Origin of the sequence: Pseudomonas sp., from assembly GCF_041601375.1 — a bacterium.
Taxonomy (GTDB): domain Bacteria; phylum Pseudomonadota; class Gammaproteobacteria; order Pseudomonadales; family Pseudomonadaceae; genus Aquipseudomonas.
Genome location: NZ_JBFIIG010000031.1, coordinates 1 through 25,875 on the forward strand (window position 1 = coordinate 1; position 25,875 = coordinate 25,875).

A 25,875-nucleotide genomic window follows, 5' to 3' on the forward strand; every position below is an offset into this window, starting at 1 on the left:
AGGGTGGGTTAGCGGCGCTGATCAGGCACCGCCATCGTGGCGCGCCGCGTAACCCACCAGGCGCCTCGCCTCGAAACTGGGCTGCGTTGCGCCGATGGTGGCTTACGGCGCAACGGATCTTGCTGGTTCATCACCATCGGCAGCGTGCGCCTAACCCTACGGCGCCGGAATGCGCGCCAGCACCTGGGCCGGAATGTCGAGCGGCAAGGCCAGGATCAGGCCTTCGCCGGAAGCGGGATAGCTGCCGGTCAAGGCGCTGATATTCACCTGATGAGACACCAGCACCATGGGCGCACCGCGCGCCAGGCCATTGACCTGGGCGACCAGTTCCGCGGTCTGCTGGCTGGCGCGTGCTCGATTGGCGAAGAAGGAATCCAGTGCCGGCAAGGGCTGGACCTTGCCCAGGTGCATTTCCCGCGCCGTATCGCGCGCCCGGCACCAACGGCTGCTGAACAGCCTGGGCTGCTCGATCATCTGGCTGCGCAACAACGCGCCCCAACGCCTGGACTCCTCGCGCCCCTGCTCGCTGAGGTTGCGCTGGGTGGTGCAATCGCCGAGTTGGAAGTTCGCCGGATCACCGAAGCCCGGCGCGCTGGCATGGCGCAACAGCAACAGCGCGCGGCCCTCACGCAGGGCATCCCACGCCTGGCTATCGCTGGCGTAGGCGCAACCGGGCAGACTCAGACAGGCCAGCAAGACCCAGCCGAGCAGGTGGGCCATGCCTCTAGAAACGCACGTTGCCGCGCGGCCCCAGCAGCGCCCAGATGATCAGACCGATCACCGGCAGAAACAGGATCAACAACACCCAGAGGACTTTCTTGCCGACCTCGGTGTTGCTTTTGACGATATTGATGATGGCCCAGATACTCAAAACCAGAACTATCAGGCCTACCAGGCCATTCATTGTAGAACCCATGGGGACACTCCTGTGCGAAGGGTTACCCGACTAGCATAGCCATCGATGCCCGGCATTATGCAAGCGCTATGTTGCGCAGGCTTTGCTGCTGCATCCCCCATACCAGCGGTGCGTCAGTCATCCAGCCGCGAAAAACGGCCGACAATATCATCGCCGGTGAACTCGCCGACCCAGCCGGCGGCATTGCCGAACAGGCGGATCATCACGAAGTGCGGATGCTCGCCCATGTCGAACCAGTGCCGCGTGCCGGCCGGTAGCGCGATCAGGTCACCCTTCTCGCACAACACGGCGTAGACGTAGTCGTCGATATGCAGGCTGAACAGCCCGCTGCCCACCACGAAGAAACGCGCCTCGTCCTCGGCATGCCGCTGCTCGTCGAGAAACCTGGCGCGCAGCTCGGCCTTGTCCGGGTGGTCATCGCTCACGCTGAGCACAGCGACCGCGGCATAACCGCGCTCGCTCATCAGTTGCTCGATCTGCGGCCGGTAGGCGGCGAGCACCTGTTCCTGGCTGGCGCCCGGAGCAAGCGGCGCCACCGCCTGCCAGCGCGTGAAATGCACACCGACGGCAGCCAGGGTGCTGGCGATATCTTCCAGATGGGTCAGCACCTTGTTCGGCAGATCGGCAGAAGACTCGGGGTAGACGCTCAGGCTGCTCATATTCAGAATTCCCGTTGGTTATCCGTAGGCGGAGTAAAGGCACGGCTGCAGCCCAAATCCAATGACGTGAAACACGGCCGGCTCATGGCCGCGGCTCGTGCATGCGAGTGGCAGTGATGGCCGCGACCAGGGCGATCAGGCTGGCGATGGCGAACGTCCAGGCCGGGCCGAGGCTGTTCCAGCTGTAACCGGAGTAGAGCGCGCCCAGGGCGCCGCCCACCCCGGTCAGGGCGGCATACAAGGCCTGCCCCTGGCCCTGCTGGCGGTCGGCGAAACTGCGCTGCACGAAGTGGATGGCCGCCGCGTGAAAACTGCCAAACGTCGCGGCGTGCATCAACTGGGCGAGCAACAGTACCAGCAGATGATCGGCCAGGTTGCCCAGCAGCAACCAGCGCACGGCGGTGATCAGAAAGCTGGCCAGCAGCACGCTGCGCAGCGAAAAACGCGCCAGCAGCTGGGCCATGACCATGAACAGCACGATCTCGGCCAGCACCCCGAGGGCCCAGAGCTGGCCGATCAGGCCGCGCGAATAGCCGAGCGACTCCAGGTGCAGGGTCAGGAAGGTGTAGTACGGACCGTTGCTCAGCTGCATCAGGCCGACACTGAGGAAAAACGCCAGGATGCCGGGGCGGCGCAACTGGCGGATGAAGCCGCCCTCGCCCAGCGCATTGGGGCGCATGCGCGGCTGAGCGTTGGGCACCCACCAACTGCTCAGCACGATGCCGCCCATGATCAGGATCAGCGCCCAGGGATAGGCATCCAGGCTGAGCAGCTCGAACAGCTTGCCCAGGCCGACCACCGCGACGATGAAGCCGATGCTGCCCCACAGGCGAATCTTGCTGTAGCGCGCCGCCTGTTCCTGCAGATGGGCGAAGGTGATGACCTCGAACTGCGGCAGCACCGCATGCCAGAAGAACGCGTGCAGCCCCATGATCAGGGCCAGCCAGGCATAGCTCTGGCTGATGAAGATGCCGGCGAAACACAGCAGCGTGCAGATCGCGCCAAAGCGCACGATCGCCAGGCGCTGGCCGCTGTGATCGCCCAGCCAGCCCCAGATATTGGGCGCGATGCAGCGCATCAGCATGGGAATGGCGACCAGCTCACCGATGCGCGCGGCGGAGAAACCCAGGTGATCGAAATACAACGCCAGAAACGGCGCCGTGGCGCCGAGTAGCGAGAAATAGAAGAAATAGAAACCGGACAGACGCCAGTAAGGCAACGCGGAGGTCATGGCTTAACGAATGTAGATTGGGTTGAGGAGCGTAGCGACGAAGCCCAACATTGCCGGTTGCAGGCCAACAACTGCGATTGCGGCCGGTGGGCCGCTTTGCGCTCAGCCTGCGCGGCCCGGCCCAACCTAGCCCTGCTCAAAGCTGCGGCAACACCGGTGTGGTCACCCGCACATCGGCGTTCTGCGCACGGTGGCGCAGCAGGTGATCCATCAGCACGATGGCCATCATCGCCTCGGCGATCGGCGTGGCGCGGATGCCGACGCAGGGGTCGTGACGGCCCTTGGTGATCACCTCCACCGGGTTGCCGTCGACGTCGATCGAGCGCCCCGGCGTGGTGATGCTGGAGGTCGGCTTGAGCGCCAGATGGGCGACGATCGGCTGGCCGCTGGAGATGCCGCCGAGGATGCCGCCGGCGTTGTTCGACAGAAAGCCCTCGGGGGTCAGCTCGTCGCGATGCTCGCTGCCGCGCTGGGCGACGCAGGCGAAACCGGCGCCGATCTCCACGCCTTTGACCGCGTTGATGCTCATCAGCGCATGGGCCAGTTCGGCGTCCAGACGGTCGAAGATCGGCTCGCCCAGGCCCGGCATCACCCCTTCGGCGACCACGGTGATCTTCGCCCCCACCGAATCCTGGTCGCGGCGCAGCTGGTCCATGTAGGCCTCAAGCTCTGGCACCTTGTCCGGGTCGGCGCTGAAAAAGGCATTCTGTTCGACGCTGTCCCAGCTCTTGAACGGAATCTCGATCGGACCGAGCTGGCTCATGTAGCCACGCACCACGATGCCCTGGGTCGCCAGGTACTTCTTGGCAATGGCGCCGGCGGCGACGCGCATGGCGGTCTCGCGGGCCGAGCTGCGGCCGCCGCCACGGTAATCGCGGATGCCGTATTTGTGGTGGTAGCTGTAGTCGGCATGCGCCGGGCGGAAGACATCCTTGATCGCCGAGTAATCCTTGGACTTCTGATCGGTATTGCGGATCAGCAGGCCGATGGCGCACCCGGTGGTCTTGCCCTCGAACACCCCGGCGAGGATTTCCACCACATCGTCTTCCTGACGCTGGGTGGTATGGCGGCTGGTGCCCGGCTTGCGCCGGTCGAGGTCGCGCTGCATGTCTTCCAGCGACAACTCCAGGCCCGGAGGGCAACCATCGACGATGGCGACCAGCGCCGGGCCATGGCTTTCGCCAGCGCTGGTGACGGTGAACAACTTGCCGTAGGTATTGCCGGACATGTGCAGGATACTCCGCGGGAATCAGCAGCGGGCCCGGTGCAACGCTTGCGCGCGCCGGCCCCTTACGCAATAAAGGTCGCGAGTATACCCGCGGCGAAAGCCCAGTTCACCCTGGCAGCCTGTCGGACTTGACCGTCCGTAGCGAGGAGAAGACCGGACTGAGGCAGTTTTGTTGCTCTTTCGAGGCGAATAGCCGGCTATTTAACGAGAAATAGCAGCAAAAATGACCATTCCGGCTTCTCCGCAGTAGGACAGTGTTAAGTCCGACAGGCTGCTGGCACCTTATGTCGACGGCGACGTCCAACCCTTGTCCCCTGCCACAGTGCCCATCATGCCGCGAGTTCTGCTGTTGACCCTGACCCTGCTTGCCGGCCTGGCCCAGGCCGCGCCCCATACCACGGTGCAACGACCGATCAGCCTGACCACCGAGCAGGGCACCCTGCATGGCACCCTATTGCGCCCGCAAAGCGACCAGGCGTTGCCTGTCGCGCTGCTGATTGCCGGCTCCGGGCCGACCGACCGCGATGGCAACAACCCCGCCGGCGGGCACAACGACAGCCTCAAGCACCTGGCCCAGGCCCTGGCCAAGCACGGCATCGCCAGTGTGCGTTACGACAAACGCGGGATCGCCGCCAGCCGTGCGGCCACCCCGGACGAACGTGACCTGAGTGTCGAGCAGTATGTCGCCGACGTGGTTGCCTGGGGCCAGTTGCTCAAGGCCGATGAGCATTTCAGTCGGCTGATCCTGATCGGTCACAGCGAAGGCGCCTTGATCGCCAGCCTGGCGGCCCAGGCGGCCGCTGCCGATGCGCTGATCTCGATCGCCGGCAGCTCGCGCCCCATCGACCAGGTGCTGCGCGAACAACTGCATTACCGCCTGCCGCCGAAACTGCTCGGGCAAAGCCATCGTCTGCTCGACTCGCTGCTGGCCGGCCAGCCGAGCGATGCGGTGCCCGATGCGCTGCACGTGCTGTTTCGCCCCAGTGTGCAGCCCTACCTGATTTCACTGTTCCGCCAGGATCCCAGCGCGGCCTTCGCCCGCGTGCAGATCCCGGCGCTGATCGTCCAGGGCAGCCACGACATCCAGGTCGGCGTCGCCGATGCCGAGGCCTTGCAAGCCGCCAAGCCGGATGCGCAACTGGCGATAATCGAGGGCATGAACCACGTCCTGCGCATCGTCCCGCTGGACCTCGAGGCGCAGCTGGCCTCCTACGACAACCCGCGCCTGCCCCTGGCGCGGCTGCTGACCGAGCGAGTCGTCAGTTTTATCGAGGACACCGGCAAAGCGCCAGCCTCCAGTGCCGCGCAAACCGGCCGATAAAGGCTGGGCCAGCGCCACGCCTTGCCCTGGTATCGCGCACAGGATTGCCTTTATGACCGACGCCCACATCCAACCCTCTGAGCCTGGCGCCGCTGCCCAAGCACAAGCTGCGGTCGAGAAAGCCCATCCCTGGGCGGATCTCGCACCCGAGCACTTTCGCCTGTTGCGTCTGGCGCCGCTGCCGGTCGACCGCCACACCGGCGCGCGGCCCTTGCGCTTCGTGCAACTGGGCCGGGTCGAGCGGCACGCCAAGGGCCAGAGCCTGCTGCGCCTGAGCCTGCAGCTGCCCGGCGTACACCTGCGCAAGGAGCTGAACCTGCTGGAGGTCTGGATCGACCACCGCAGCAAGGAGATGCGCCTCGGCCCGGAAAAGGGCTTGCTGGTAGAACCGGCCAATCGCGGTCTGGGACGCTTCCTGCTGGCCCAGGGCATCGCCTGGGCCCAGCAACACTGCGCCCACTACCTGGTAGAAGGCGCGGCCCTGCCGGCCAAGGATGCCCTGGGCGAGGATGTCCGCCTGCGCCGCGATCACTGCCTACAAGCCCTCGGCTTCGACATCGAATACCTCGACCCCCTGCAACTCAAAGCCCGCTACGGCGCCGCCCGGGTCAGCGTGCTGCACAGCGATTGGCACAACGACAAGGTCCAGGTCGTCGACCTGCTGGATGCCGCGGCCATGTTGCAACAGGCCGACCAGAACCTGCGCGAGCAGGACGTCAAGCTGCGCAAGCTGGAATCGCGCCTCGAGCTGTTCCGCCGCGAAGACAGCAGCCTGCGCTTCACCATCGCCTGCCTGGTGGCGTTTTGCATGTTCCAGGCCGGCTTGCTGATCTGGATGGCCACGCGTTAGCAGGTCATTGAAAAACGTAGGCGAGGCAGCCGAGCCTGTTTTTAACGCCGTATCGGCAACCTAGGTAGTTTTTCAACGGCTTGTTAGTTGAAAGATCCAGCTCATGCTGGTCGCTCAGCGCGCCTCAAGCACGGACGCCTTGCGCGGCTCTGCTGCGAACCCGACGATCTTCATGACTCGGCGTCTCCCCTATCCTGGCACGTAGGCGCCCGTGAGCCCGGGCGCCAGCCGTCTTCGGCGAGGTGACAGCCAAACTCCAGGACGTCGCCTGCCTGGAACGGACGCACCTGGTTGTGCACGCCTATGCGTCCCGGCCCGGCCCAGCCGTGCGGCGCGGAAACGGTCAGCTTGTCGCAGCTGATGTCCAGGTAGAGCCAGTAGCCGCGATAGAGCAGCTTGAGGTGAAGCCCTTGCAGCTCCGTCGGCAGGCACGGGTTGATCCATAGCGCGCCATCGCGGAACTCGAGTGCGCTCTGGCCGCGCTGGACGATGTCGACGGTGCCCGCCATGGCGCCGAGGTGTATTCCTTCGGCGGTCGTACCGCCCTGGACGTCGGCGATGTCGCTCTCCAGCACCTCGGCGAGGAGCGACCAGGAGCGGGTCCGGTTGCTGCGCGCTTCCACCCAGGAATGCACGACACGGCTCAGCGTGGAGCCGTCGGAGGTTCGTGGCACGTAATAGTCGATCGTCTTGCGCACGACATCCGGCGCGAAGGAATAGCCGAGCGAGGTCATCAGTTCGCGCAGCTCCTCGTAGGAGAACAGATAGAGCAGCATAAGCACGTCGGCCTGCTTGGATACCTTGTAGCGATTGACCGTATCGCCTTCGGCCTCGAGGATGCGATCGAGCCGGTGGATGTCGCCATACTTCTTACGGTAGGCGTCCCAGTCCAGCTCCTCCAGGCGGTCATAGCCTTCGAACTGGGCGATGATGCCGCCGTCCAAAAAGTCGACCCGCATTCTGCGGCTGATGTTCTGCCAATGGGCGATCTCTTCTGCCTGCAGCCCAAGCAGGACGTCGAGCTCGCGGCGGCGCTCGCCCCCCAGGTAGTCGAGGGCCTCTGCCGCGCGCCGCAGCAACCAGGCCGCCATAAGGCTGGTGTAGGCGTTGTTGTCGAGGCCAGGCTCTTCCCGCCACGGGTAGCGGTCGTGGAACTCGTCGGGGCCCATGACGCCGCGGATTTCGTAGCGGCCGAGCTCCTCGTTGCAGGACGCGATGCTCGCCCAGAAGCGGGCGATCTCCACGAGCATCTCGACGCCGTAGCAGGACAGGAACTCCCGGTCGCCAGTCGCTTGCCAGTAGCGCCATACGTTGTAGCCGACGGCGGCGCTCACATGCCGCTGCAGGTGCGTATTGTCCGGGGTCCAGCGACCCGAGCGGGGATTGAGATGCAGCACCTGGCTCTCTTCGCGCCCGCTGGAGCCGCTCTGCCAGGGGTACATTGCGCCGCGGCAGGCCGCATCCCGCGCGAGCCGCCGCGCCTCCGGGAGGCGTCGGTAGCGATAGAGCAACAGCGCCCTGGTGATCTCGGGCAGGTGGAAGTTCAGGAACGGGAAGATGAACAGTTCGTCCCAGAAAATATGGCCACGGTAGGCCTCGCCATGCAGACCACGGGCAGGTACCCCGGCGTCGCAGTCGACCGTATGGGGCGAAACCGTCTGCAGAAGATGGAAAATATGCAGCCGCAGAATCATCTGCGTGCGCGCGTGGCCGTCGATGACCAGGTCGCAGCGATCCCACAACGCCCGCCACGCCTGGACATGGGAGCCGAGGAGGTCATCGAAAGATCCCGCTTCGCCGATGGCTCTGGCTGCCGCGTCGAGAGGCTCGGAGATCGCGCGGTCCCGCGAGGTGAAGAGCGCGACCACCTTCTCGAGCGTGACCGGCTGCCCTTTCGTCGCGGTGAAGCTGAGGTCCTGGCCGACGAACCCCTCCTCTTCGCATGCCGAGCGTGTGACAGCGAGCGGATCGCCGCCTTGCAAAACGCGTGTACGTGCCGCTTCGGCGATGCGCAGCCGCGACTGGTTGGTCTCGACGACGAGCAGAATCGTGTCGTCGCCCAACGCGCGGCTTTCCAGCGCAGTCAGGTGCTTGCTGTTGAGCTGGCGGTAACGCTCGACCCCGGCGTTGATGACCCGCCCGTCGAGCGCGCTGCGTACCTCGATCCGGCCCGCCCAGTTTTCCGCACACAGGGTGACTTCTATCGCCGCCAGGTGAGGCAGCCCCATGTGCACGAGCCGGCGGCTCACCAGCGATGTTTCCCGGCCTTGGGCGTCGCGAACCCGCATGCGGCGCTCGAGCAGGCCGCGCTCAAGATCGAGCTCCAGCCTATAGGCGAGGATCTCGCTGCGCCGCAGGTTGAGCCAGTCGCCGCCCTCGGGGCGGAAAGTCAGCGGTAGCCAGTTCGGCAGGTTGACCAGATCTTCGTTCTCGATGACACGCCCGGCGACATTGCTCTCCAGCCGGTTGTAGCCGCCGGCGAGATAGGTGCCCGGATAGTGGACACCGTCCGCCTCGGCCTCTTCTGCTGCGCCGCGCGTCGCGAAGTAGCCGTTGCCCAGGGTACAAAGCGCCTCACGGAGTCCCTCCTGCGCGGGCGCGAACCCTTCATAGGCGAGCGTCCAGCCGCTATACCCATGGCGCTTGTCCTCCAGCGTGCCGGCGAGTTTGTGCAGGAATTGCTGGACGTCGGCGGGCTCGTCCAACCTGTAGCGGGCGGCGGTCTCGTGCGCAGGACTGCCGACCAGGATGCCGATGCCGCACTCGGCCAGCGCCGCGAAGGCATCCTCGTCGGTGGTGTCGTCGCCAAGGTAGAAGGGCAGCACGTCGGCGCCGTGCAGCCCGAGCGCCTCCTGCAGCCACGCCACGGCCTTGCCCTTGTCCCAGTCGAGGCGGGGCCGAAGCTCGATGACCTTCTTGCCGAGGGTCTTGCGCAGGTCGGGCGTTTCGGTGAGCAACTGGTCAACGGCGGCCTCGACCCTCGCGACCTCGCCCTCGGCAACTTGCCGGTAATGCACGGCAACCGCGAAGCGCTTCGGCTCGACGAGCGCCCCCTCGATCGGTGCGAGCGCTTCGCGCAAGCGCTCGGCAGCGCGCTGAACGACTGCCGCGAACGCCCCGCCTGCCTCGTGCTTGACCTCAAGACCGGCGGGCCCGGCGATGTCGAAACCGTGGCTGCCGGCGTAGATCAGTTCGTCGAGGCCGACGAGCCGCTCGACGTCGGCGCGGTCACGCCCGGAGACGATGGCCACGGTGCAGAGGCCGGCAAGTGCCTTGACGGTCGCCCGCATATCCTCGGACAGAACCGCCAGATCCGGCCGCTCGACGATCGGCGTCAGGGTCCCGTCATAGTCGAGGAACACCACCGCCCGCCTGCCGTTCAGCTCACGCTCGATCTGCGCATACTGCTCGAGCGCCTGCGGCACCACGGCCCCGGCGCGCAAGACCGCGTGCGGCCGACCGCGCAGGTGCAGATCGGCGAGATCGGCGACCACGATGTCCGCCCCGCTCGCCTCGAGCTCGGCCGCCTGGTCTGCGCGGCCGATGCCGACCACCAGGCCAAAGCCGCCAGCCCGTCCTGCCTGCACGCCGCTGACCGCGTCTTCAACGACCATGGAGCGATCCGGGTCGACGCCGAGCAGCTCGGCGGCCTTGACGAACAGGTCCGGCGCCGGCTTGCCCTTCAGGCCGAGGCGCGCGATGTCGTTGCCGTCGAGGCAGATGTCGAACAGTTCCTCCAGGCCGGCGACCTCGAGCACCGCGCGCGCGTTGCGGCTCGACGACACCAGCGCCGTGCCGATGCGCCTATTGCGCAGCTGCCGGATGAGCGCAACGGCACTGTCGAAGACCTCGACCCCATCCTGTTGCAGACTCTCGTGGAAGTACTGGTTCTTGCGATTGCCGAGGCCACAGACCGTCTCGCGATCGGGCGGGTCGGACGGCTCGCCTCTCGGCAGGGTGATGCTGCGGGCCTGCAGGAAACTCTCGACGCCGTCGTAGCGCGGCTTGCCGTCGACATGACGCCGGTAGTCGCGTTCGATATCGAACGGGCGCAATGGCTCCCCGGTCTTCGCGGCGCGCTGGGTGAGGTACTCGTCGAAGAGGCGCTTCCAGCTTGCGGCGTGCACCCGGGCGGTCCGCGTGACGACCCCATCGAGGTCGAAGATCGCGGCGGCGAAATCCTCCACGCCCACGTCGGCATCGGCACAAGGCACGCTCTGCCGCCCCGCGGCCCGTGCGGATGGCGCCTTTGCAGCTGGCCGGGCAAGCGTCGTGCCGCGCCGTGGTGAAGGTCGGCCCGATTTTTTCACGACGGTGGCGCCTTCGTCGAGCCAGCCTGAGCGGCCAGGCGCTCTTCGGCCGCGGCGACGTGGCGCTTGACAGCCATGAAGCTGTCGGGGCTCACGGACATCGAGTCGATGCCGCAGGCGACGAGGAATTCGGCGAAGGCCGGGTGGTCGCTGGGCGCCTGGCCACACAGGCCGACCTTGGCAGCGGAACCGTGCGCGGCCTCGATCACGGTGCGGATCATCCACTTGACCGCTTCGTCCTGCTCATCGAACAGCTCGGCGAGCTCGTCCGAGTCACGGTCGACACCGAGCGTGAGCTGGGTCAGGTCATTGGAGCCGATGGAGAAGCCGTCGAACCGCTCGGCGAACGCCTTGCCCAGCACCACGTTGGAGGGAATTTCGCACATGACGTAGATTTCGAGCCCGTTCTCCCCGCGCCTGAGGCCGTTCTCCGCCAGCACCTCGAGTACCCGGTCGGCTTCCTTGGTCGAGCGGCAGAAGGGGATCATCAGCACCACGTTGGTGAAGCCCATCGCCTCGCGCAGGCGCCGAATGGCACGACACTCCAGGGCGAAGCCCTCACGGTAGCGTGGCGAGTAGTAGCGCGAGGCGCCGCGGAAGCCGAGCATCGGGTTCTCCTCCTTGGGCTCGAACTCGACGCCGCCAATCAAATTGGCATACTCGTTGGTCTTGAAGTCGCTCATACGCACGATCACCGGCTTCGGATGATAGACGGCCGCGATCCGCGCCAGGCCGCGTGCGAGCCGGTCGACGAAGTAGTCGCTCTTGTCGGCGTAGCCGCGCGTCAACTCGGTGATCCGCTGCTTGGCCTCTTCGTCCCGCAGTGTGTCGAAGCGAACAAGCGCCATCGGGTGAACCTTGATGTGGTTGCCCACCACGAACTCCATCCGGGCCAGGCCGACACCATCGGCCGGTAGCCGCCACCAGCGGAGTGCGGCTGCCGGGTTGGCCAGGTTGAGCATGACCGCGGTGCGGGTTTTCGGGATGTCGTCGAGCGAGAGGGTCTTGACGTCGAACTCGCCGATACCCGCGTAGACGAAGCCCTCGTCGCCCTCGGCGCAGGAAACCGTCACCTCTTGATCGTCATGCAGGATCTCGGTCGCATTGCCGGTACCGACGATTGCCGGCAGTCCGAGCTCGCGGCTGACGATCGCCGCATGCGAGGTGCGTCCGCCGTGGTCGGTGACGATCGCGGCGGCCCGTTTCATGACGGGCACCCAGTCGGGGTCCGTCGACTCGGTGACGAGGATGGCGCCGTCCACGAATCGCTCAATATCCCGGGCGCTGCGGATGAGGCAGACCTGCCCGGCGACGACGGCGTCGCCGATGCTCAGACCTTCGACGAGCTTCGCGCCCTTACTCTTGAGGTGGTAGGACTTGAGGGCCCCCGCCTCCTTGCGCGACTGAACCGTTTCGGGCCGAGCCTGGACGATGTAAAGCTTGCCTGAGTTGCCGTCCTTGGCCCACTCCATGTCCATCGGCATGCCGTAATGCGCTTCGATAGTGCATGCCCAGCGCGCGAGCTGGAGGATCTCCTGATCGTTCAGGACGAAGGACGCGCGTTCCGTCTTCGAGGTGGGCACGTTGCGCGTGGGGTGCTCGGCACCGGGCGCATAGAGCATTTTGAGCGACTTGCCGCCGAGCTTTTTCTCGATGATCGGCGCGAGCGCCGCATCGTCGAGGAGCGGTTTGAACACCTGGTATTCGTCCGGGTCGACCGCCCCTTGCACGACATTCTCTCCCAGCCCCCAGGCGGCATCGAGGACCACGACCTTGTCGAAACCGGTCTCCGTATCGATCGAGAACATGACGCCGGCGCCGCCGAGATCCGAGCGCACCATCTTCTGCACGCCGACCGACAGCGCCACCTTGAGGTGCTCGAACCCCTTGGCCTCGCGGTAGCTGATCGCCCGGTCGGTGAACAGCGAAGCGTAGCAGCGCCGGCAGGCATCGAGCAGGGCCGCTTCGCCGTGAATATTGAGGAAGGACTCCTGCTGGCCGGCGAAGCTCGCATCCGGCAGGTCCTCGGCCGTCGCGCTCGAGCGCACCGCCACGTCCGTGTCGGCGTCGCCGGTGCGCTTGGAGAGTTGCCGATAGGCTTCGCGGATCTGCTGGGCAGTCGCGTCGGGCCAGTCGCCGCGCAGGAAGGCCCGGCGGATGTTCTGACCGGTCTCCTGGAGGGACGCCTTGCCTGCCTTGAGGTCGTTCAGAGCCCCGTCGATCGCTTCCTTGAGCCGATTCGCCTCGACGAAGCGCCAATAGGCCTCGGCCGTGGTCGCAAAGCCGGGCGGCACGCTGACGCCTTCTGCGCCGAGGTGGCCCACCATTTCGCCGAGAGAGGCATTCTTGCCGCCGACGCGCGCCACGTCACCGCGCCCGAGGTCCTCAAACCAGATCACATGTGGAGCGTCAGTCATACGGTCCTCCCTCCCAGTGTTCGACGGCGCATGTGGCACGGCTCCACACTGTTGCCGCAGACGGAGGTCACTGCTTGGCTCAATGGCAAGCAGCGCCATTTGCCCGTCATGCTGAGGTCGTTGCCAGGAGATTATCGCTGCCGCGCTCTGTCCTTTTTTTGATCTGGATTAAGCATGTGGGCCATTTAATTCACATGTTAGCCCACCAGCAACACACCGACTCCGCCGCTACCAGGCTGAGCCGCCCGTGCGGCCGCTACCTGTCGGAATCAAGCATGACGCTGCCTGATCGGTTGCCGAACAAGACGGCGCTGCCAGCTGCTGTGCGATCTCGAGAAGACGATCCACTCGCCTCGACAGAGCGAGCCCGCCTGGATCTGCCCACCGGCCATGGCTACGACAAAGTCGGCCATGAACCTGTCTTCGCTAGATGACCATAGCGCCACCCGGCACTGCAGAACCGCACCCAGGATCAAGGCGCTGCTGGCTTGGCAAGCGCAGAGGCCCATACCTCTGCAAGCCCCTAACGACCGAGCAAGCGAGCGTATAGCAGCGCAAACGGCCCCTCTAGCGGTCCGCACAGTGACAGTTGGCGTGTATAGACAACTGGCGAGCGTACTGGCTAAAGCTTCCCGCTAGGCGACCGATACTATAAGAACCCCAAAACTTCCCGCACAGCGTCGTGCGCAAGGCTCCCTGATGAACATAAAACAAAAACTGACCTGGGCCTTCGCAATCATCGCCTGCGTCCCCATCATGCTGGTCGCTGGCCTGATCATCTACAACCTGCGCAGCGATGCCAGAACCGATTTCGTCGACACCAGCGCACGCGAGATCCGCCAGGTCGAAAATGCCATGCAACTGTTTTTCGACGCCATCAACCATAATGTCGAGTACCTGGCCAAGCATCCGCTGGTCGCGCAATCCGATGGCAGCCTGAAGCAATACATCAGCGCCGACGCCGCCAGCATTCCTACCGGCGAACAGGACAAGCAGATCCTCCCACTGTTGGCCGGTCTGGGTGCCAGTCACCCGGCCTATGCCTATGTGTCCCTGGGCACCAGCCAAGGCGGCTTCGTCATGTGGCCGGAAGATCCCAAGATGAGCAACTACGACCCGCGCACGCGCCCCTGGTACCAGAAAGCCCTGAACAATCCGGGCAAGACTGTGCGCACCGACGCCTACTACTGGGCGCCCGACGACGCCGTTCTGCTGGCCAGCGCGCGCAGCACTGCCAATGCCCTCGGCAGCCAAGGCGGGGTGATCAGCATCGACGTCTCGCTCAAGCAACTGACTGACATCGTCAAGCAGATCAAACTGGGCGAAAGCGGCTACCTGATGCTGATGGAGGATAACGGCACCATTCTGGTCGACCCCCGAAACCCTGATAACAACTTCAAGAAAATAAGTGACTTGAAGGGTGGCTACAACACGCTGAGCAATGCACAAAGAGGCCTGGTCGAAGTAGAGCTGAACGGGGCACGTTATATGGCCAACGTCTGGCCCTCCGAACAACTGGGCTGGCGCTTTGTCGGCCTGATCAGTGAAAAAGAAGCGATGGCCGGGGTCACCCGCCTGACCTGGATCATCGTGGGATTGGCCATCGTGCTCGCCGCCGTATTCGCCCTGGTGGGCGCCAGCTTCGCCGGGCTTATCGTCAGACCGATTCGCGCGGTAGCCAGTGGCCTGGAAGGCATCGCCCAAGGCGAAGGCGACCTGACCCAGGCGCTCAGCGTACGCGGCCACGATGAAACCGCGCAGCTGGCCAACTGGTTCAACCAGTTCCTCACCGCTATTCGCCAGCTGATCCTCAGCATCGGCGAGGCCGCCAAGCATATCCAGCAGACCTCGAGCACCTCGTCCAAGGTCTCTGGCGACATGACCGAAGCAGCTGGGCGCCAGCGCGAGTCGATCGACATGGTCTCCACCGCCTTTCACGAAATGGTCGCCACCGCCAACGAAGTCGCGCGCTCCTGCTCTCAGGCAGCGGAGTCGGCTGACAACGGGAAAAAGCAGGCGCACGATGGGCAACGGCAAATTGATGCCGCAGTCAGCAACGTCGAGAAATTGAGTCGCGAGATATCCCAGTCCGCCGCGGCGATGCAGCAACTCGAGCAGGACAATAACAATATCCAGTCGATTCTCGGCACCATTCGCTCGATCGCCGAACAAACCAACCTGCTTGCCCTGAATGCGGCGATTGAAGCGGCACGTGCCGGCGAACAGGGTCGGGGATTTGCCGTTGTGGCTGACGAGGTGCGCGCGCTGGCCAAGCGCACTGCGGATTCCACCGCTGAAATTGACGGACTGCTGAGCAGTCTGGCCCAGCGCACCCGGGAGATGGGCAAGCAGATGCATGCCAGCCTGGAGGTATCGCAGGGTACGGTGACCAGCATTACCGAAGCCCGTTCAAGCTTCGGTTTGATCCGCGAGTCGGTCGATGTGATACGCGATATGAATGCGCAAATTGCCACTGCCGCCGAAGAACAGCACCAGGTCGCCGAAGACATCAACCGTCACATCAGCATGATCCATGGAGATGCGCAACTGGTCGCAGGCCTGGCAGAGTCGGCGCGTAGCGACTCGCACCAACTGTCCAGCCTCTCCACTCAGCTCAATGAACTGGTTAATCGATTCAAGACCTGACGGCGCCACTCACTGCGCAGAAACAATGAAGGCGGGCACTCGAGTACCTGTCTTCAGGTTCCTCACAACTGCCTGCCGGGTCACCCTGCGAAGCCCCGCCTGAGCAATCAACTACCGCGATAGGTGGAGTAGCTGTACGGGGAAATCAGCAGGGGAACGTGGTAGTGCTCCTGGCCGGCATCGATACCGAAGCGCAGCACCACCACATCGAGAAACGCCGGGCTGGGCAATTCCACCCCGCGGGCGCGGTAGTAATCGCCTGCATGAAAATGCAGCTGATAGACGCCGCTACGGTAGTCATCGCCCTGCAGAATGGGCGTATCGCAACGACCGTCCTGATTGGTCAACGCAGTACCGAGCAACTCGGCCTGCCCATTCTCGACCCGAAAAAGCTCGACAGTGATGGCGCTGCCGGGGCAGCCGTGCGCGGCATCCAGAACATGTGTGGTCAATCGTCCCATAGCTATCAGGCATCCGCGCCGGCCACTTGCCACGCAGACGCCGCACCTCCTCTACTGTTAGTGAATTCGGCAGATGACCCAGGCTCCAGCAGCCATGAGTTGAGCGAAGCATAGCATGCGGCCGAAAAACTCAAGACACTTTTCTGATTTATTGTACACAATCAATCCTGTGATCAGCCCAGCCACAGCAAAAGGTCCAGGCCAGCCATAGCTGAAGCTCCCGCGAAATACCGCAGGCAATAGGCGCGCAGCCAGAGCACGCGCGGAGATTTTCTGACCGAAAATGGATTAGCAAAAAAACTGATTTTTGATTTACAAACAGCAATTCATTTTGTATACAATTAGTCCATCACGGTCGCATCCCTGTCACCCGGGCTACGCAATGACCGCAACATGCCAAGAAGGAAGACTGCAGTGAGCGCTGACTACCCACGCGATCTGATCGGTTACGCCAACAACCCGCCGCATCCACACTGGCCGGGCGACGCCCGTATCGCCCTGTCGTTCGTGCTCAACTACGAGGAAGGCGGCGAGCGCAATGTGCTGCACGGCGACCCGGAGTCCGAGGCCTTTCTCTCCGAGATGGTCTCCGCCCAGCCGCTGCAGGGCGCGCGCAATATGAGCATGGAATCGCTGTACGAGTACGGCAGCCGCGCCGGCATCTGGCGCCTGCTCAAGTTGTTCGACAAGCACGCGATTCCTTTGACCGTATTCGCCGTGGCCATGGCCGCCCAGCGCCACCCCGACGCGATCAAGGCCATGGCCGCCGCTGGCCATGAGATCTGCAGCCACGGCTACCGCTGGATCGATTACCAATATATGGACGAGGCCCAGGAGCGCGAGCATATGCTCGAAGCCATCCGCATCCTCACCGACATCACCGGCCAGCGCCCGCTGGGCTGGTACACCGGCCGCACCGGGCCGAACACCCGGCGCCTGGTGATGGAGGAAGGCGGCTTCCTCTACGACTCAGACACCTACGACGACGACCTGCCCTACTGGGACGCCGCCAGCACCGCGGCCAAGCCGCATCTGGTGATCCCTTACACCCTGGACACCAACGACATGCGCTTCACCCAGGTGCAGGGTTTCAACACCGGCGACGACTTCTACCAGTACCTGAAGGACGCCTTCGATGTGCTCTACGCCGAAGGCGCGGCCGGCGCGCCGAAGATGCTCTCGATCGGCATGCACTGTCGCCTGCTCGGCCGCCCGGCGCGCATCGCCGCCCTGTCGCGCTTTATCGAGTACGTCAAAAGCCACGACAAAGTCTGGTGCGCCCGCCGCGTCGATATCGCCCGCCATTGGCACGCCACCCACCCCTTCTCCTTGAATCAGCAGCACGAGAACAGCAAATGAGCCGCTTTCAGACCCTGACCCCATCGCGCCTGAGCCGCGCAGACTTCGTCAAAGTCTTCGCCGACATCTACGAGCACTCGTCCTGGGTAGCCGAGAAGGCCTTCGAGCTTGGCCTCGATCAGAGCGTCGACGAGGTCGACGGCCTGCACCAGCGCATGGCCGACATCCTGCTCAGCGCCAACCACGAGGCCCAGCTGGCGCTGATCAATGCCCACCCGGACCTGGCCGGCAAAGCCGCCGTTCGCGGCGAGCTGACCGCCTCCAGCACCTCGGAGCAATCCGGCGCCGGCATCAGCGAATGCAGCGCCGAAGAATTCGCCCGCTTCACCGAACTCAACGATGCCTACAAGGCCAAGTTCGGCTTTCCTTTCATCATGGCGGTGAAAGGCAGCAACCGGCACCAGATCCTCGCGGCCTTCGAAACACGCATCCACAACGCCCCGGAGCAGGAGTTCGCCTGCGCCCTGGCCGAGATCAACAAGATCGCGCTGTTCCGCTTGCAAGCCCTGTAACGCCCTCACTGTTAAGGCAGACACGATATGAAAGCTTACGCCGTACCCTTCGAGAAATACCTCAACCTGGCCGACGCCCGCCTGGGCACCAAAGCCATCTCGGTCACCGACGACTGGTTCGCCGACGTCAACCGCCTGTTCCAGCCGACCCCGGCGGTATGGAAGGAAGGCGTGTTCGACGACAACGGCAAGTGGATGGATGGCTGGGAATCGCGGCGCAAGCGCTTCGAAGGCTACGACAGCGCGGTGATCCGCCTCGGCGTGGCGGGCTCGATCAAGGGCGTGGACATCGATACCAGCTTCTTCACCGGCAACTTCCCGCCGTCGGCGTCCCTGGAAGGCTGCTTCGTCGCCGAGGGCGACCCGAGCGACGCCACCGAGTGGAGCGAAGTGCTGGGCGCGGTCGAACTGCAGGGCAACAATCACCACTACCACGAGATCGCCAACAGCCAGGCCTTCACCCACCTGCGCTTCAACATCTACCCGGACGGCGGTGTAGCCCGTCTGCGCGTCTATGGCATTCCGTTCCGCGACTGGAGCGATGTCGGCGACACCCAGCAGGTCGATCTGGCCGCTGCGCTGAATGGCGGTCGCGCCCTGGCCTGCTCGGACGAACACTTCGGCCGCATGAGCAACATCCTCAACCCGGGCCGTGGCATCAACATGGGCGACGGCTGGGAAACCGCGCGCCGGCGCACCCCGGGCAATGACTGGGTGATAGTCGCCCTTGGTCACCCCGGCGAGATCGAGCGCATCGTCGTCGACACCCTGCACTTCAAGGGCAACTACCCGGACAGCTGCTCGATCCAGGGCGCCTTCGTCAAAGGCGGCACCGACAGCCAGATCGAAACCCAGAGCCTGTTCTGGCGCGAACTGCTGCCAAGCCAGAAGCTCTCGATGCACGCCGAGCATGAGTTCGCCGAGCAGATCAACCCGCTTGGGCCGATCACTCACGTGCGGGTCAACGTGTTCCCCGACGGGGGCATCAGCCGTCTGCGCCTGTTCGGCAAGATAAAATGACCGTAGGAGCGGCTTTAGCCGCGAAGCTCTTAACGCTCCCAAAAGCATCGCGGCTATAGCGGAATGCCGCCCAGCCCCTCCCACAAAGAGCAAAAGCAACACCGCATTTCCGAACTCAAAGAACAGAAGACCACCATGCGCACACTGATCATCGAGCCGTTGAGCAAAGAAGCCTTCGCCCCCTTCGGCGACGTTATCGAAACCGAGGGCAGCGAGTTCTTCATGATCAATAACGGCTCCACCCGCCGCTATCACAAACTGGCCACGGTCGAGACCGCACAGCCGGAGGATACGGCGATCATCAGCATCTTCAGTGCCGAGGCGCTGGAGATGCCGTTGACCGTGCGCATGCTGGAGCGCCATCCGCTGGGCAGCCAGGCATTCATGCCGTTGCTCGGCCACCCCTTTCTGATCCTGGTCGCGCCACTTGGCGATGCACCTCGGTCGGAGTTGGTCCGCGCCTTCCGCAGCAACGGCAGGCAGGGCGTTAATTACCATCGCGGCGTCTGGCACCACCCGGTGCTGACGATCGAAAAGCGGGATGACTTCCTGGTGGTTGATCGCAGTGGTTCCGGCAACAACTGCGATGAGCATTTCTTTACCGAGGCAGAGCAACTGCTCCTCGACCCCCACCAATAAGAGAAGCCTGGCGCCGGCTTGCCGGCAGCGGGAAAGAGGTACTGATTGTGGAAGCACATTTGACTGAGTGGCTGAACCTGGGCATCCGCTGGATCCATATGATCACCGGCATCGCCTGGATCGGCGCATCCTTCTATTTCGTCTGGCTGGAAAACAACCTCAACCGCGTCAACCCGCGCGACGGCCTGGCCGGCGACCTGTGGGCAATCCACGGTGGCGGTATCTACCACCTGGAGAAGTACAAGCTGGCCCCGCCGCAGATGCCGGACAACCTGCATTGGTTCAAATGGGAGGCCTACGCCACCTGGCTGTCGGGTGTGGCCCTGATGCTGGTGGTCTACTACCTCAACCCGAGCCTGTACCTGGTCAAGCCTGGCGTCGACCTGGCACCGGCAATGGCCATCGCCATCGGCTTCGGCTCCATGCTTGCTGGCTACGTGATCTACCACTTGCTCTGCGACTCGGCCCTGGGCAAGCGCCCGGCCCTGCTCGGTGCGGTGCTGTTCGTCCTACTGATCGCCGCGGCCTTCGGCTTCAACCTGATCTTCAGCGGTCGCGCAGCCTATATCCATGTCGGCGCCATCATCGGCACCATCATGGTCGGCAACGTGTTCTTCACCATCATGCCGGCGCAGCGCGCGCTGGTTAAGGCGATCGAAGACAACAGCACCCCCGACCCGACCCTGCCGGCCAAGGGTCTGCTGCGTTCGCGGCACAACAACTACTTCACCCTGCCGGTGCTGTTCATCATGATCAGCAACCACTTCCCCAGCACCTACGGCAGCCAGTACAACTGGCTGATCCTGGCCGGTATCGCCATCCTTGCAGTGCTGGTGCGCCACTACTTCAACACCCGCCACGACAGCAACAGGTTCGCCTGGACTCTGCCGGTCGCGGCCCTGGGTATGATCTGCCTGGCCTATGTCACCGCTCCCGTGCGCTCGACGCCCGAAGCCGCCCCGGTTGCCGCTACAGCCAGCCAGCCCGCCGTCAGCGTCGCCAAAGTGGAGGAAATGCCTGAAGCGCGCCCAAGTGCAGCAGGCGCGGAATTTACCGAGGTCAACAAGGTGATCCAGGAACGCTGCAGCGTTTGCCACTCGGCCCAACCGAGCAGCCCGATGTTCAGCGCCGCGCCGCTCGGCTTCATGCTCGACACCCCGCAGCAGATCAAGGCACAGGCAGCGAAGATCCATGCCCAGACCGTCGCCTCGCAGATCATGCCGCTGGGCAACATCACCCAGATGACCCAGGAGGAGCGCGACCTGATCGGCGCCTGGATCGCCCAGGGCGCGCCGCTCGACTAGCCCCTGCAGCCGGCACCGGCCGGCGCAAGCAATGCCGCTCACTTGAGCAGAGTGAGCGGCATTTTTTCGTCTGGCCCGCCCCATACCTGCAGCCGGCAACCAGGACTGCGCGCAATCCGCGATCGCAATCTCCCAACTGTCACCCTGGCTTCGCGCCGCACGCCTTGCTGACGGCGGCGAGAAAATGCTGCCGGCGTGAACCCCATGCCTTCATTGCACCGGCTTAGGCCTCCCTGCTCGGCCACCGCTACATGTCGCGCAAGGCTTGTGCTAGACAACCTGTGCCTTCGGCCCGTTACAATGCGCAGCTTTTTGCCTCCAGCCGATAAGGACAGCCCATGATCGAAGCCACCTGGATCGCCTTCGCCTTCATCATGGGTCTGGCAGTGCGCGGCATAGGGCTGCCGCCGCTGGTCGGCTACCTGGCCGCCGGCTTCGCCCTCGCCACCTTCGGCGAACACTTCGGTGTAGGCCCGCGCGACAGTGCCGCGCTGGAGCATATCGCCCACCTCGGCGTGCTCCTGCTGCTGTTCACCGTCGGCCTCAAGCTCAAGCTGAGCAACCTGGTCAGGCGCGAGGTGATTGGCGGCGGGCTGCTGCACTTCGCCATCTCCAGCCTGATCTTCCTGCCGGCCATCCTGCTGATCCTCGATCTGCCCTGGCAGGAGGGGCTGCTGCTGGCCATCGCCCTGTCCTTTTCCAGTACGGTGCTGGCGGCCAAGGTGCTGGAGGGCAAGCGCGAACTGCGTGCCTTCCACGGTCGGGTGGCGATCGGCGTGCTGATCATCCAGGACCTGCTCGCCCTGCTGGTGATGAGCCTGGCCAACGGCGATGCTCCTTCGCCCTGGGCGCTGCTGGTATTCGCCCTGCCCCTGCTGCGCCCGCTGCTGTTCCGCCTGCTGGATGCCAGCGGCCATGAGGAACTGATGGTGCTATTGGGCCTGCTGCTGGCCCTGGTCGTCGGCGGCTATGGCTTCGAATCGCTGGGCCTGAGCTCGGAACTCGGCGCCCTGGCCTTCGGCGCCATGCTGGCCAAGCACAAGCGCGCCGTCGAGCTGTCCAACTCGCTGTGGAGCATCAAGGAGGTGTTCCTGGTCGGCTTCTTCCTGCAGATCGGTATCGGCGGCCTGCCGGATGCCGACGCCCTGGCGTTCGCCGTGGTCATGTCCTTGCTGCTGCCGCTCAAGGGTCTGTTGTTCTTCGGCCTGTTCCTGCTGTTCCGCCTGCGCGCGCGCAGCGCCTTTCTCAGCAGCGTCAGCCTGACCAACTACAGCGAGTTCGGCCTGATCGTGGCCAGCGTGGTGCTGCCGCAATGGCTCATCCCACTGGCCATCAGCGTGGCCCTGTCGTTCGTCATCTCCGCGCAACTGAACCGCTTCGCCCACCCGCTCTACGAGCGCCTGGCCAAGCGCCTGATCCCGTTCGAGCGCAACATCCGTCATCCAGACGAACAACCGGTCTCGCTGGGCGATGCACAGATCCTGATCATGGGCATGGGCCGCACCGGCCGCGCCGCCTACGATCACCTCAAGGAAAAGGGCTTCAAACTGTGCAGCCTCGACTCCGACCCGGTGGCGATCGAACTGAGCAGCAAGGCCGGACGTCGCGTGCAATTCGCCGACGGCGAAGACCAGATGTTCTGGCAGAACCTGGAGATGCCAGCGATCAAGGCGGTGATCCTGGCCATGAACGACCAGGAAGCCAAGATCATCTCCACCCACAAGCTGCGCGAACGCGGCTTCAAGGGCCTGATCGTCGCCCACGCCATGTACGAAGACATCGCCCAGCGCATCCAGCAAGCCGGTGCCGACCGCACCTACCTGACCATGAGCGAGGCCGGCAGCGGTCTGGCCGAGCACGTTGCCCGCGCCCTGCAAGCGCGCAGCTGAGCGGCGACGACCGCCATCCCATCAGCACTCGCCGCAGGCAGTACAGCATGGGTTCATCGGCGCGACACACGACGGTTCGTGGCCACGCCACTCCCACAGGGCCGTGGTGATCTTGTGGGAAGGGACCTTGGCCGCGACCCCATCGGCCGAGCCGATACCCATTCGCGGGAAAGTCCCCTCCAACAAGCCCCCATTCCCGACAACCGCAGATAGCGGCCAAACCTCCGGCACGCCTTTCACCTTGCCGACCAGGGCGCGTGAAAGGCGAACCAAAAACGCTCATTGCTCCTTCAGTGCGCCCGCCATTGGATCAAAACCCTGCAGACAGGCCGCCATCCTTGCCATTTGGGCTGCCGCGAATTCCGGGCACATTAACTATATACAGCATTAATTATCGATTCTATCTAGCTGATATATATAGATTACATATCACATACTAGAACCCGTCTAGGTTCTGATAGTGCGACCGGCGAGCCGCCTCGCCCATCGCCGCAGCAAATCTGGCAAGCCCTTTGCATATACCCAGTCAAGACCTAACACCCGTCTTCGGATCGCCAACGGCGGTGATCGAGACGAATAGACAAAGACGTCAAAGGCACCCTGCCCTAGTTGGCAGAGTTGTCCGTTGACGTCTTTTTTTTCGTTTCCGAGAACTGAGGAACCACCATGCGTAACTCCACCGCTCGCCGCTCCTTTATGAAGAAGACCCTGACCGGCCTTGGCTGCGCCGCCGTCATGCTGCTCACCCCGCTGAGCATGCAGATCGCCCACGCGGCCAACCCGGAGAAGGACGAACTCAAGTTCGGCTTCATCAAGCTCACCGACATGGCACCACTGGCCATTGCCTACGAGAAAGGCTTCTTCGAAGACGAAGGCCTCTACGTCACCCTGGAGGCCCAGGCCAACTGGAAAGTGCTGCTGGATCGAGTGATCGACGGCGAACTCGACGGTGCGCACATGCTCTCCGGCCAACCGATCGGCGCGACCATCGGTTTCGGCACCAAGGCCGAGGTAGTCACCGCCTTCACCATGGACCTCAACGGCAATGCCATCACCATGTCCAACGCCGTCTGGGCGGAGATGAAGAAACAGGTGCCGATGGAAAACGGCAAGCCGGTGCATCCGATCAAGGCCGACGCGCTCAAGCCGGTGGTCGAGCAGTACAAGGCCAAGGGCAAGCCCTTCAACCTGGGCATGGTGTTCCCGGTGTCCACCCACAACTATGAGTTGCGCTACTGGCTGGCCGCCGGCGGTATCAGCCCGGGCTACTACGCACCGGCCAAGGGCGACATCACCGGCACCCTCAACGCCGATGTACTGCTCTCGGTAACCCCGCCGCCGCAAATGCCGGCCACCATGGAAGCCGGCACCATCAATGGCTACAGCGTGGGCGAACCCTGGAACCAGGCCGCCGTGTTCAAGGGCATAGGCGTGCCGGTGGTCACCGACTACGACATCCGCAAGAACATGTCGGAGAAGGTGTTCGGCGTATCCAAGAGCTGGGCCGATGCCAACCCGGAAACCCACAAGCGCGTGGTCAAGGCACTGATTCGCGCCGGCAAGTGGCTGGATGAAGACAATAACGCCAACCGCCAGGAAGCCGTGGAGATCCTCTCGCGTCCCGAGTACGTCGGCGCCGATGCCAAGGTGATCGCCAACTCGATGACCGGCACCTTCGAGTACGAGAAAGGCGACAAGCGCGAGGTTCCGGACTTCAACGTGTTCTTCCGCTACCACGCCACCTACCCCTACTACTCCGATGCCGTCTGGTACCTGACCCAGATGCGCCGCTGGGGTCAGATCGGCGAAGCCAAACCCGATAGCTGGTACCTCGATATGGCCAAGCAGGTCTTCCTGCCGGCGGTCTATCAAAGCGCCGCCAGCGAACTGGTCGCCGAAGGCAAGGCCAAGGCCGAAGACTTCCCGCCGGCCGGCGAAGACGGCTTCCGCCCGCCGCTGGCCGACACCATCGACGGCGTGTCTTATGACGGGCGCAAACCGAACGAGTACATCAACCAGTTCAAGATTGGTCTGAAGGCCGACTCGGTACTCTAAACATTGCCCTGGGGGCCGGACACGCCGGCCTCCCTCTGCCTCGAGGACAAGACGATGAGCAACCCCGCCGTCGCCCAGCCCATTCAAGACACGCTGAGATCCGCTCGCGGCCTGGCCTTCAAACGCTGGTTGCCCCGCGTACTGATGCCCATGTTCGGCATCTTCGCCTTCCTGCTGTTCTGGCAGATGATTGCCGGCAGCATCGACACCAGTCTCGGCAAATTCCCAGGCCCGACCCAGGTGGCCAGCCAGTTCGGCGCCCTGGTCGATGAACACCAGCGCGAGCAGAAGCGCGCCGATGCCTTTTTCGAGCGCCAGGAAAAGCGCAACGCCGAAAAACTGGCCCAGAACCCGGATGCCGACGTCAGCATTCGCCCGTACACCGGCAAGCCGACGTTCTTCAAACAGATCTTCACCAGCCTGTACACGGTCATGACCGGCTTTCTCATCGCTTCGCTGCTGGCCATACCGCTGGGCATCCTGTGCGGCCTGAGCAAGCCCATCTACAACGCGGTCAACCCGCTGATCCAGATCTTCAAGCCAGTGTCGCCGCTGGCCTGGCTGCCGCTGGTGACCATGGTGGTCAGCGCCGTCTATACCAGCAGCGACCCACTGTTCGCCAAATCCTTCGTCACTTCGGCGGTAACCGTGGCGCTGTGCTGCCTGTGGCCGACCGTGATCAACACCACCGTGGGGGTGGCCAACCTGGACAAGGACATGCAGAACGTCAGCCGCGTGCTCAGCCTGTCGCCCCTCAGCCATGTCCGCCGCATCGTCCTGCCGGCGGCCATCCCGATGATCTTCACCGGCCTGCGCCTGTCCCTGGCCACCGGCTGGATGGTGCTGATCGCCGCAGAAATGCTGGCGCAGAACCCCGGCCTGGGCAAATTCATCTGGGACGAGTTCCAGAACGGTAGTTCCAACTCGCTCGGCCGGATCATGGTCGCGGTCATCGTCATCGGCCTGCTCGGCTTCGTCCTCGACCGTCTCATGCTCATGCTCCAGCGCCATGTCAGCTGGGACAAGAATGCCGACCTGCGCTAATCGCCACTTTCAGG

The 25,875-nt window shown here is 64.0% G+C and carries 19 protein-coding genes and 1 pseudogene; 12 read left to right on the top strand and 8 right to left on the bottom strand.

Translation table 11 applies throughout. The features are described 5' to 3' along the window. Positions 1-156 precede the first annotated feature (156 nt). The 5 genes from ABZE94_RS06695 to aroC form a co-directional block, all read right to left on the bottom strand. Positions 157-720 (bottom strand): histidine phosphatase family protein, encoded by a 564-nt coding sequence (locus ABZE94_RS06695; protein WP_372874759.1) that lies wholly within the window; start codon positions 718-720, stop codon positions 157-159. Between the two features lie 4 nt (positions 721-724). Beyond that, positions 725-916: a PLDc N-terminal domain-containing protein gene (locus tag ABZE94_RS06700; protein ID WP_372874760.1), complete on the bottom strand. Its 192-nt coding sequence runs from the start codon at positions 914-916 to the stop codon at positions 725-727. Positions 917-1,029: 113 nt separating this feature from the next. After that, positions 1,030-1,575 (bottom strand): acireductone dioxygenase, encoded by a 546-nt coding sequence (locus ABZE94_RS06705; protein WP_372874761.1) that lies wholly within the window; start codon positions 1,573-1,575, stop codon positions 1,030-1,032. Between the two features lie 82 nt (positions 1,576-1,657). Then, the gene (locus ABZE94_RS06710) at positions 1,658-2,806 is read right to left on the bottom strand and encodes an MFS transporter (protein WP_372874762.1); all 1,149 of its coding nucleotides are present in this window, start codon (positions 2,804-2,806) and stop codon (positions 1,658-1,660) included. A 136-nt stretch (positions 2,807-2,942) separates the two neighbouring features. Continuing rightward, positions 2,943-4,034 (bottom strand): chorismate synthase, encoded by a 1,092-nt coding sequence (gene aroC / locus ABZE94_RS06715; RefSeq protein WP_372874764.1) that lies wholly within the window; start codon positions 4,032-4,034, stop codon positions 2,943-2,945. A gap of 331 nt (positions 4,035-4,365) precedes the next feature. Here aroC and ABZE94_RS06720 point away from each other — a divergent pair, with 331 nt between their 5' ends. Beyond that, on the top strand, positions 4,366-5,355 hold the full coding sequence (locus ABZE94_RS06720) for an alpha/beta hydrolase (RefSeq protein ID WP_372874765.1): 990 nt from the start codon (positions 4,366-4,368) through the stop codon (positions 5,353-5,355). A 52-nt stretch (positions 5,356-5,407) separates the two neighbouring features. Then, on the top strand, positions 5,408-6,205 hold the full coding sequence (locus tag ABZE94_RS06725) for a hypothetical protein (protein ID WP_372874766.1): 798 nt from the start codon (positions 5,408-5,410) through the stop codon (positions 6,203-6,205). Between the two features lie 170 nt (positions 6,206-6,375). Here the strand turns inward: ABZE94_RS06725 and otsB are convergent, their stop codons facing one another. After that, positions 6,376-10,515: a trehalose-phosphatase gene (gene otsB / locus ABZE94_RS06730; protein WP_372874767.1), complete on the bottom strand. Its 4,140-nt coding sequence runs from the start codon at positions 10,513-10,515 to the stop codon at positions 6,376-6,378. Then, positions 10,512-12,932 carry a phosphoenolpyruvate synthase gene (gene ppsA / locus ABZE94_RS06735; RefSeq protein WP_372874768.1) on the bottom strand — a complete coding sequence of 807 codons (2,421 nt, stop codon included), beginning with the start codon at positions 12,930-12,932 and terminating at the stop codon, positions 10,512-10,514. The genes otsB and ppsA overlap by 4 nt, the downstream gene beginning before the upstream one ends. A 756-nt stretch (positions 12,933-13,688) precedes the next feature. Here ppsA and ABZE94_RS06740 point away from each other — a divergent pair. Both ABZE94_RS06740 and ABZE94_RS06745 read left to right on the top strand, forming a co-directional pair. Then, positions 13,689-14,723 (top strand): annotated as a pseudogene (locus ABZE94_RS06740) (cache domain-containing protein); the annotation flags it as partial. Positions 14,724-14,849: 126 nt separating this feature from the next. Beyond that, positions 14,850-15,578 (top strand): methyl-accepting chemotaxis protein, encoded by a 729-nt coding sequence (locus tag ABZE94_RS06745; RefSeq protein WP_372874785.1) that lies wholly within the window; start codon positions 14,850-14,852, stop codon positions 15,576-15,578. Between the two features lie 107 nt (positions 15,579-15,685). Here ABZE94_RS06745 and uraH read toward each other — a convergent pair whose 3' ends face one another. Continuing rightward, complete coding sequence (uraH, locus tag ABZE94_RS06750; protein ID WP_372874769.1) at positions 15,686-16,039, bottom strand: hydroxyisourate hydrolase; 354 nt, start codon at positions 16,037-16,039, stop codon at positions 15,686-15,688. Positions 16,040-16,453: 414 nt separating this feature from the next. On the opposite strand from uraH, the gene puuE reads away from it, so the two are divergent. The 8 genes from puuE to ABZE94_RS06790 all read left to right on the top strand — a co-directional run bounded on the left by puuE (position 16,454) and on the right by ABZE94_RS06790 (position 25,861). Next, a complete protein-coding gene (gene puuE / locus ABZE94_RS06755; RefSeq protein WP_372874770.1) occupies positions 16,454-17,398 on the top strand; it encodes an allantoinase PuuE in 945 nt (314 codons plus the stop codon). Then, complete coding sequence (gene uraD / locus ABZE94_RS06760) at positions 17,395-17,910, top strand: 2-oxo-4-hydroxy-4-carboxy-5-ureidoimidazoline decarboxylase (RefSeq protein ID WP_372874771.1); 516 nt, start codon at positions 17,395-17,397, stop codon at positions 17,908-17,910. The genes puuE and uraD overlap by 4 nt, the downstream gene beginning before the upstream one ends. A 27-nt stretch (positions 17,911-17,937) precedes the next feature. Next, positions 17,938-18,930, top strand: coding sequence for an allantoicase (gene alc, locus ABZE94_RS06765; protein ID WP_372874772.1), 993 nt, complete (start codon positions 17,938-17,940; stop codon positions 18,928-18,930). 135 nt (positions 18,931-19,065) lie between these two features. Beyond that, positions 19,066-19,569, top strand: coding sequence for an ureidoglycolate lyase (locus ABZE94_RS06770; RefSeq protein ID WP_372874773.1), 504 nt, complete (start codon positions 19,066-19,068; stop codon positions 19,567-19,569). 47 nt (positions 19,570-19,616) lie between these two features. Beyond that, positions 19,617-20,873, top strand: coding sequence for a urate hydroxylase PuuD (locus ABZE94_RS06775; RefSeq protein WP_372874775.1), 1,257 nt, complete (start codon positions 19,617-19,619; stop codon positions 20,871-20,873). A 338-nt stretch (positions 20,874-21,211) separates the two neighbouring features. After that, on the top strand, positions 21,212-22,762 hold the full coding sequence (locus ABZE94_RS06780) for a cation:proton antiporter (protein ID WP_372874776.1): 1,551 nt from the start codon (positions 21,212-21,214) through the stop codon (positions 22,760-22,762). Positions 22,763-23,497: 735 nt separating this feature from the next. Then, on the top strand, positions 23,498-24,817 hold the full coding sequence (locus ABZE94_RS06785; RefSeq protein WP_372874787.1) for a CmpA/NrtA family ABC transporter substrate-binding protein: 1,320 nt from the start codon (positions 23,498-23,500) through the stop codon (positions 24,815-24,817). Positions 24,818-24,871: 54 nt separating this feature from the next. Beyond that, the gene (locus ABZE94_RS06790) at positions 24,872-25,861 is read left to right on the top strand and encodes an ABC transporter permease (RefSeq protein ID WP_372874777.1); all 990 of its coding nucleotides are present in this window, start codon (positions 24,872-24,874) and stop codon (positions 25,859-25,861) included. Positions 25,862-25,875 lie beyond the last annotated feature (14 nt).

What these genes read in the sequence shown, in the direction of transcription:
- ABZE94_RS06695 (WP_372874759.1), bottom strand. Translation starts at nt 720, where the DNA reads ATGGCCCACCTGCTCGGCTGGGTCTTGCTGGCCTGTCTGAGTCTGCCC.
- ABZE94_RS06700 (WP_372874760.1), bottom strand. Translation starts at nt 916, where the DNA reads ATGGGTTCTACAATGAATGGCCTGGTAGGCCTGATAGTTCTGGTTTTG.
- ABZE94_RS06705 (WP_372874761.1), bottom strand. Translation starts at nt 1,575, where the DNA reads ATGAGCAGCCTGAGCGTCTACCCCGAGTCTTCTGCCGATCTGCCGAAC.
- ABZE94_RS06710 (WP_372874762.1), bottom strand. Translation starts at nt 2,806, where the DNA reads ATGACCTCCGCGTTGCCTTACTGGCGTCTGTCCGGTTTCTATTTCTTC.
- aroC (WP_372874764.1), bottom strand. Translation starts at nt 4,034, where the DNA reads ATGTCCGGCAATACCTACGGCAAGTTGTTCACCGTCACCAGCGCTGGC.
- ABZE94_RS06720 (WP_372874765.1), top strand. Translation starts at nt 4,366, where the DNA reads ATGCCGCGAGTTCTGCTGTTGACCCTGACCCTGCTTGCCGGCCTGGCC.
- ABZE94_RS06725 (WP_372874766.1), top strand. Translation starts at nt 5,408, where the DNA reads ATGACCGACGCCCACATCCAACCCTCTGAGCCTGGCGCCGCTGCCCAA.
- ppsA (WP_372874768.1), bottom strand. Translation starts at nt 12,932, where the DNA reads ATGACTGACGCTCCACATGTGATCTGGTTTGAGGACCTCGGGCGCGGT.
- ABZE94_RS06745 (WP_372874785.1), top strand. Translation starts at nt 14,850, where the DNA reads ATGGTCTCCACCGCCTTTCACGAAATGGTCGCCACCGCCAACGAAGTC.
- uraH (WP_372874769.1), bottom strand. Translation starts at nt 16,039, where the DNA reads ATGGGACGATTGACCACACATGTTCTGGATGCCGCGCACGGCTGCCCC.
- uraD (WP_372874771.1), top strand. Translation starts at nt 17,395, where the DNA reads ATGAGCCGCTTTCAGACCCTGACCCCATCGCGCCTGAGCCGCGCAGAC.
- alc (WP_372874772.1), top strand. Translation starts at nt 17,938, where the DNA reads ATGAAAGCTTACGCCGTACCCTTCGAGAAATACCTCAACCTGGCCGAC.
- ABZE94_RS06770 (WP_372874773.1), top strand. Translation starts at nt 19,066, where the DNA reads ATGCGCACACTGATCATCGAGCCGTTGAGCAAAGAAGCCTTCGCCCCC.
- ABZE94_RS06780 (WP_372874776.1), top strand. Translation starts at nt 21,212, where the DNA reads ATGATCGAAGCCACCTGGATCGCCTTCGCCTTCATCATGGGTCTGGCA.
- ABZE94_RS06785 (WP_372874787.1), top strand. Translation starts at nt 23,498, where the DNA reads ATGCTGCTCACCCCGCTGAGCATGCAGATCGCCCACGCGGCCAACCCG.
- ABZE94_RS06790 (WP_372874777.1), top strand. Translation starts at nt 24,872, where the DNA reads ATGAGCAACCCCGCCGTCGCCCAGCCCATTCAAGACACGCTGAGATCC.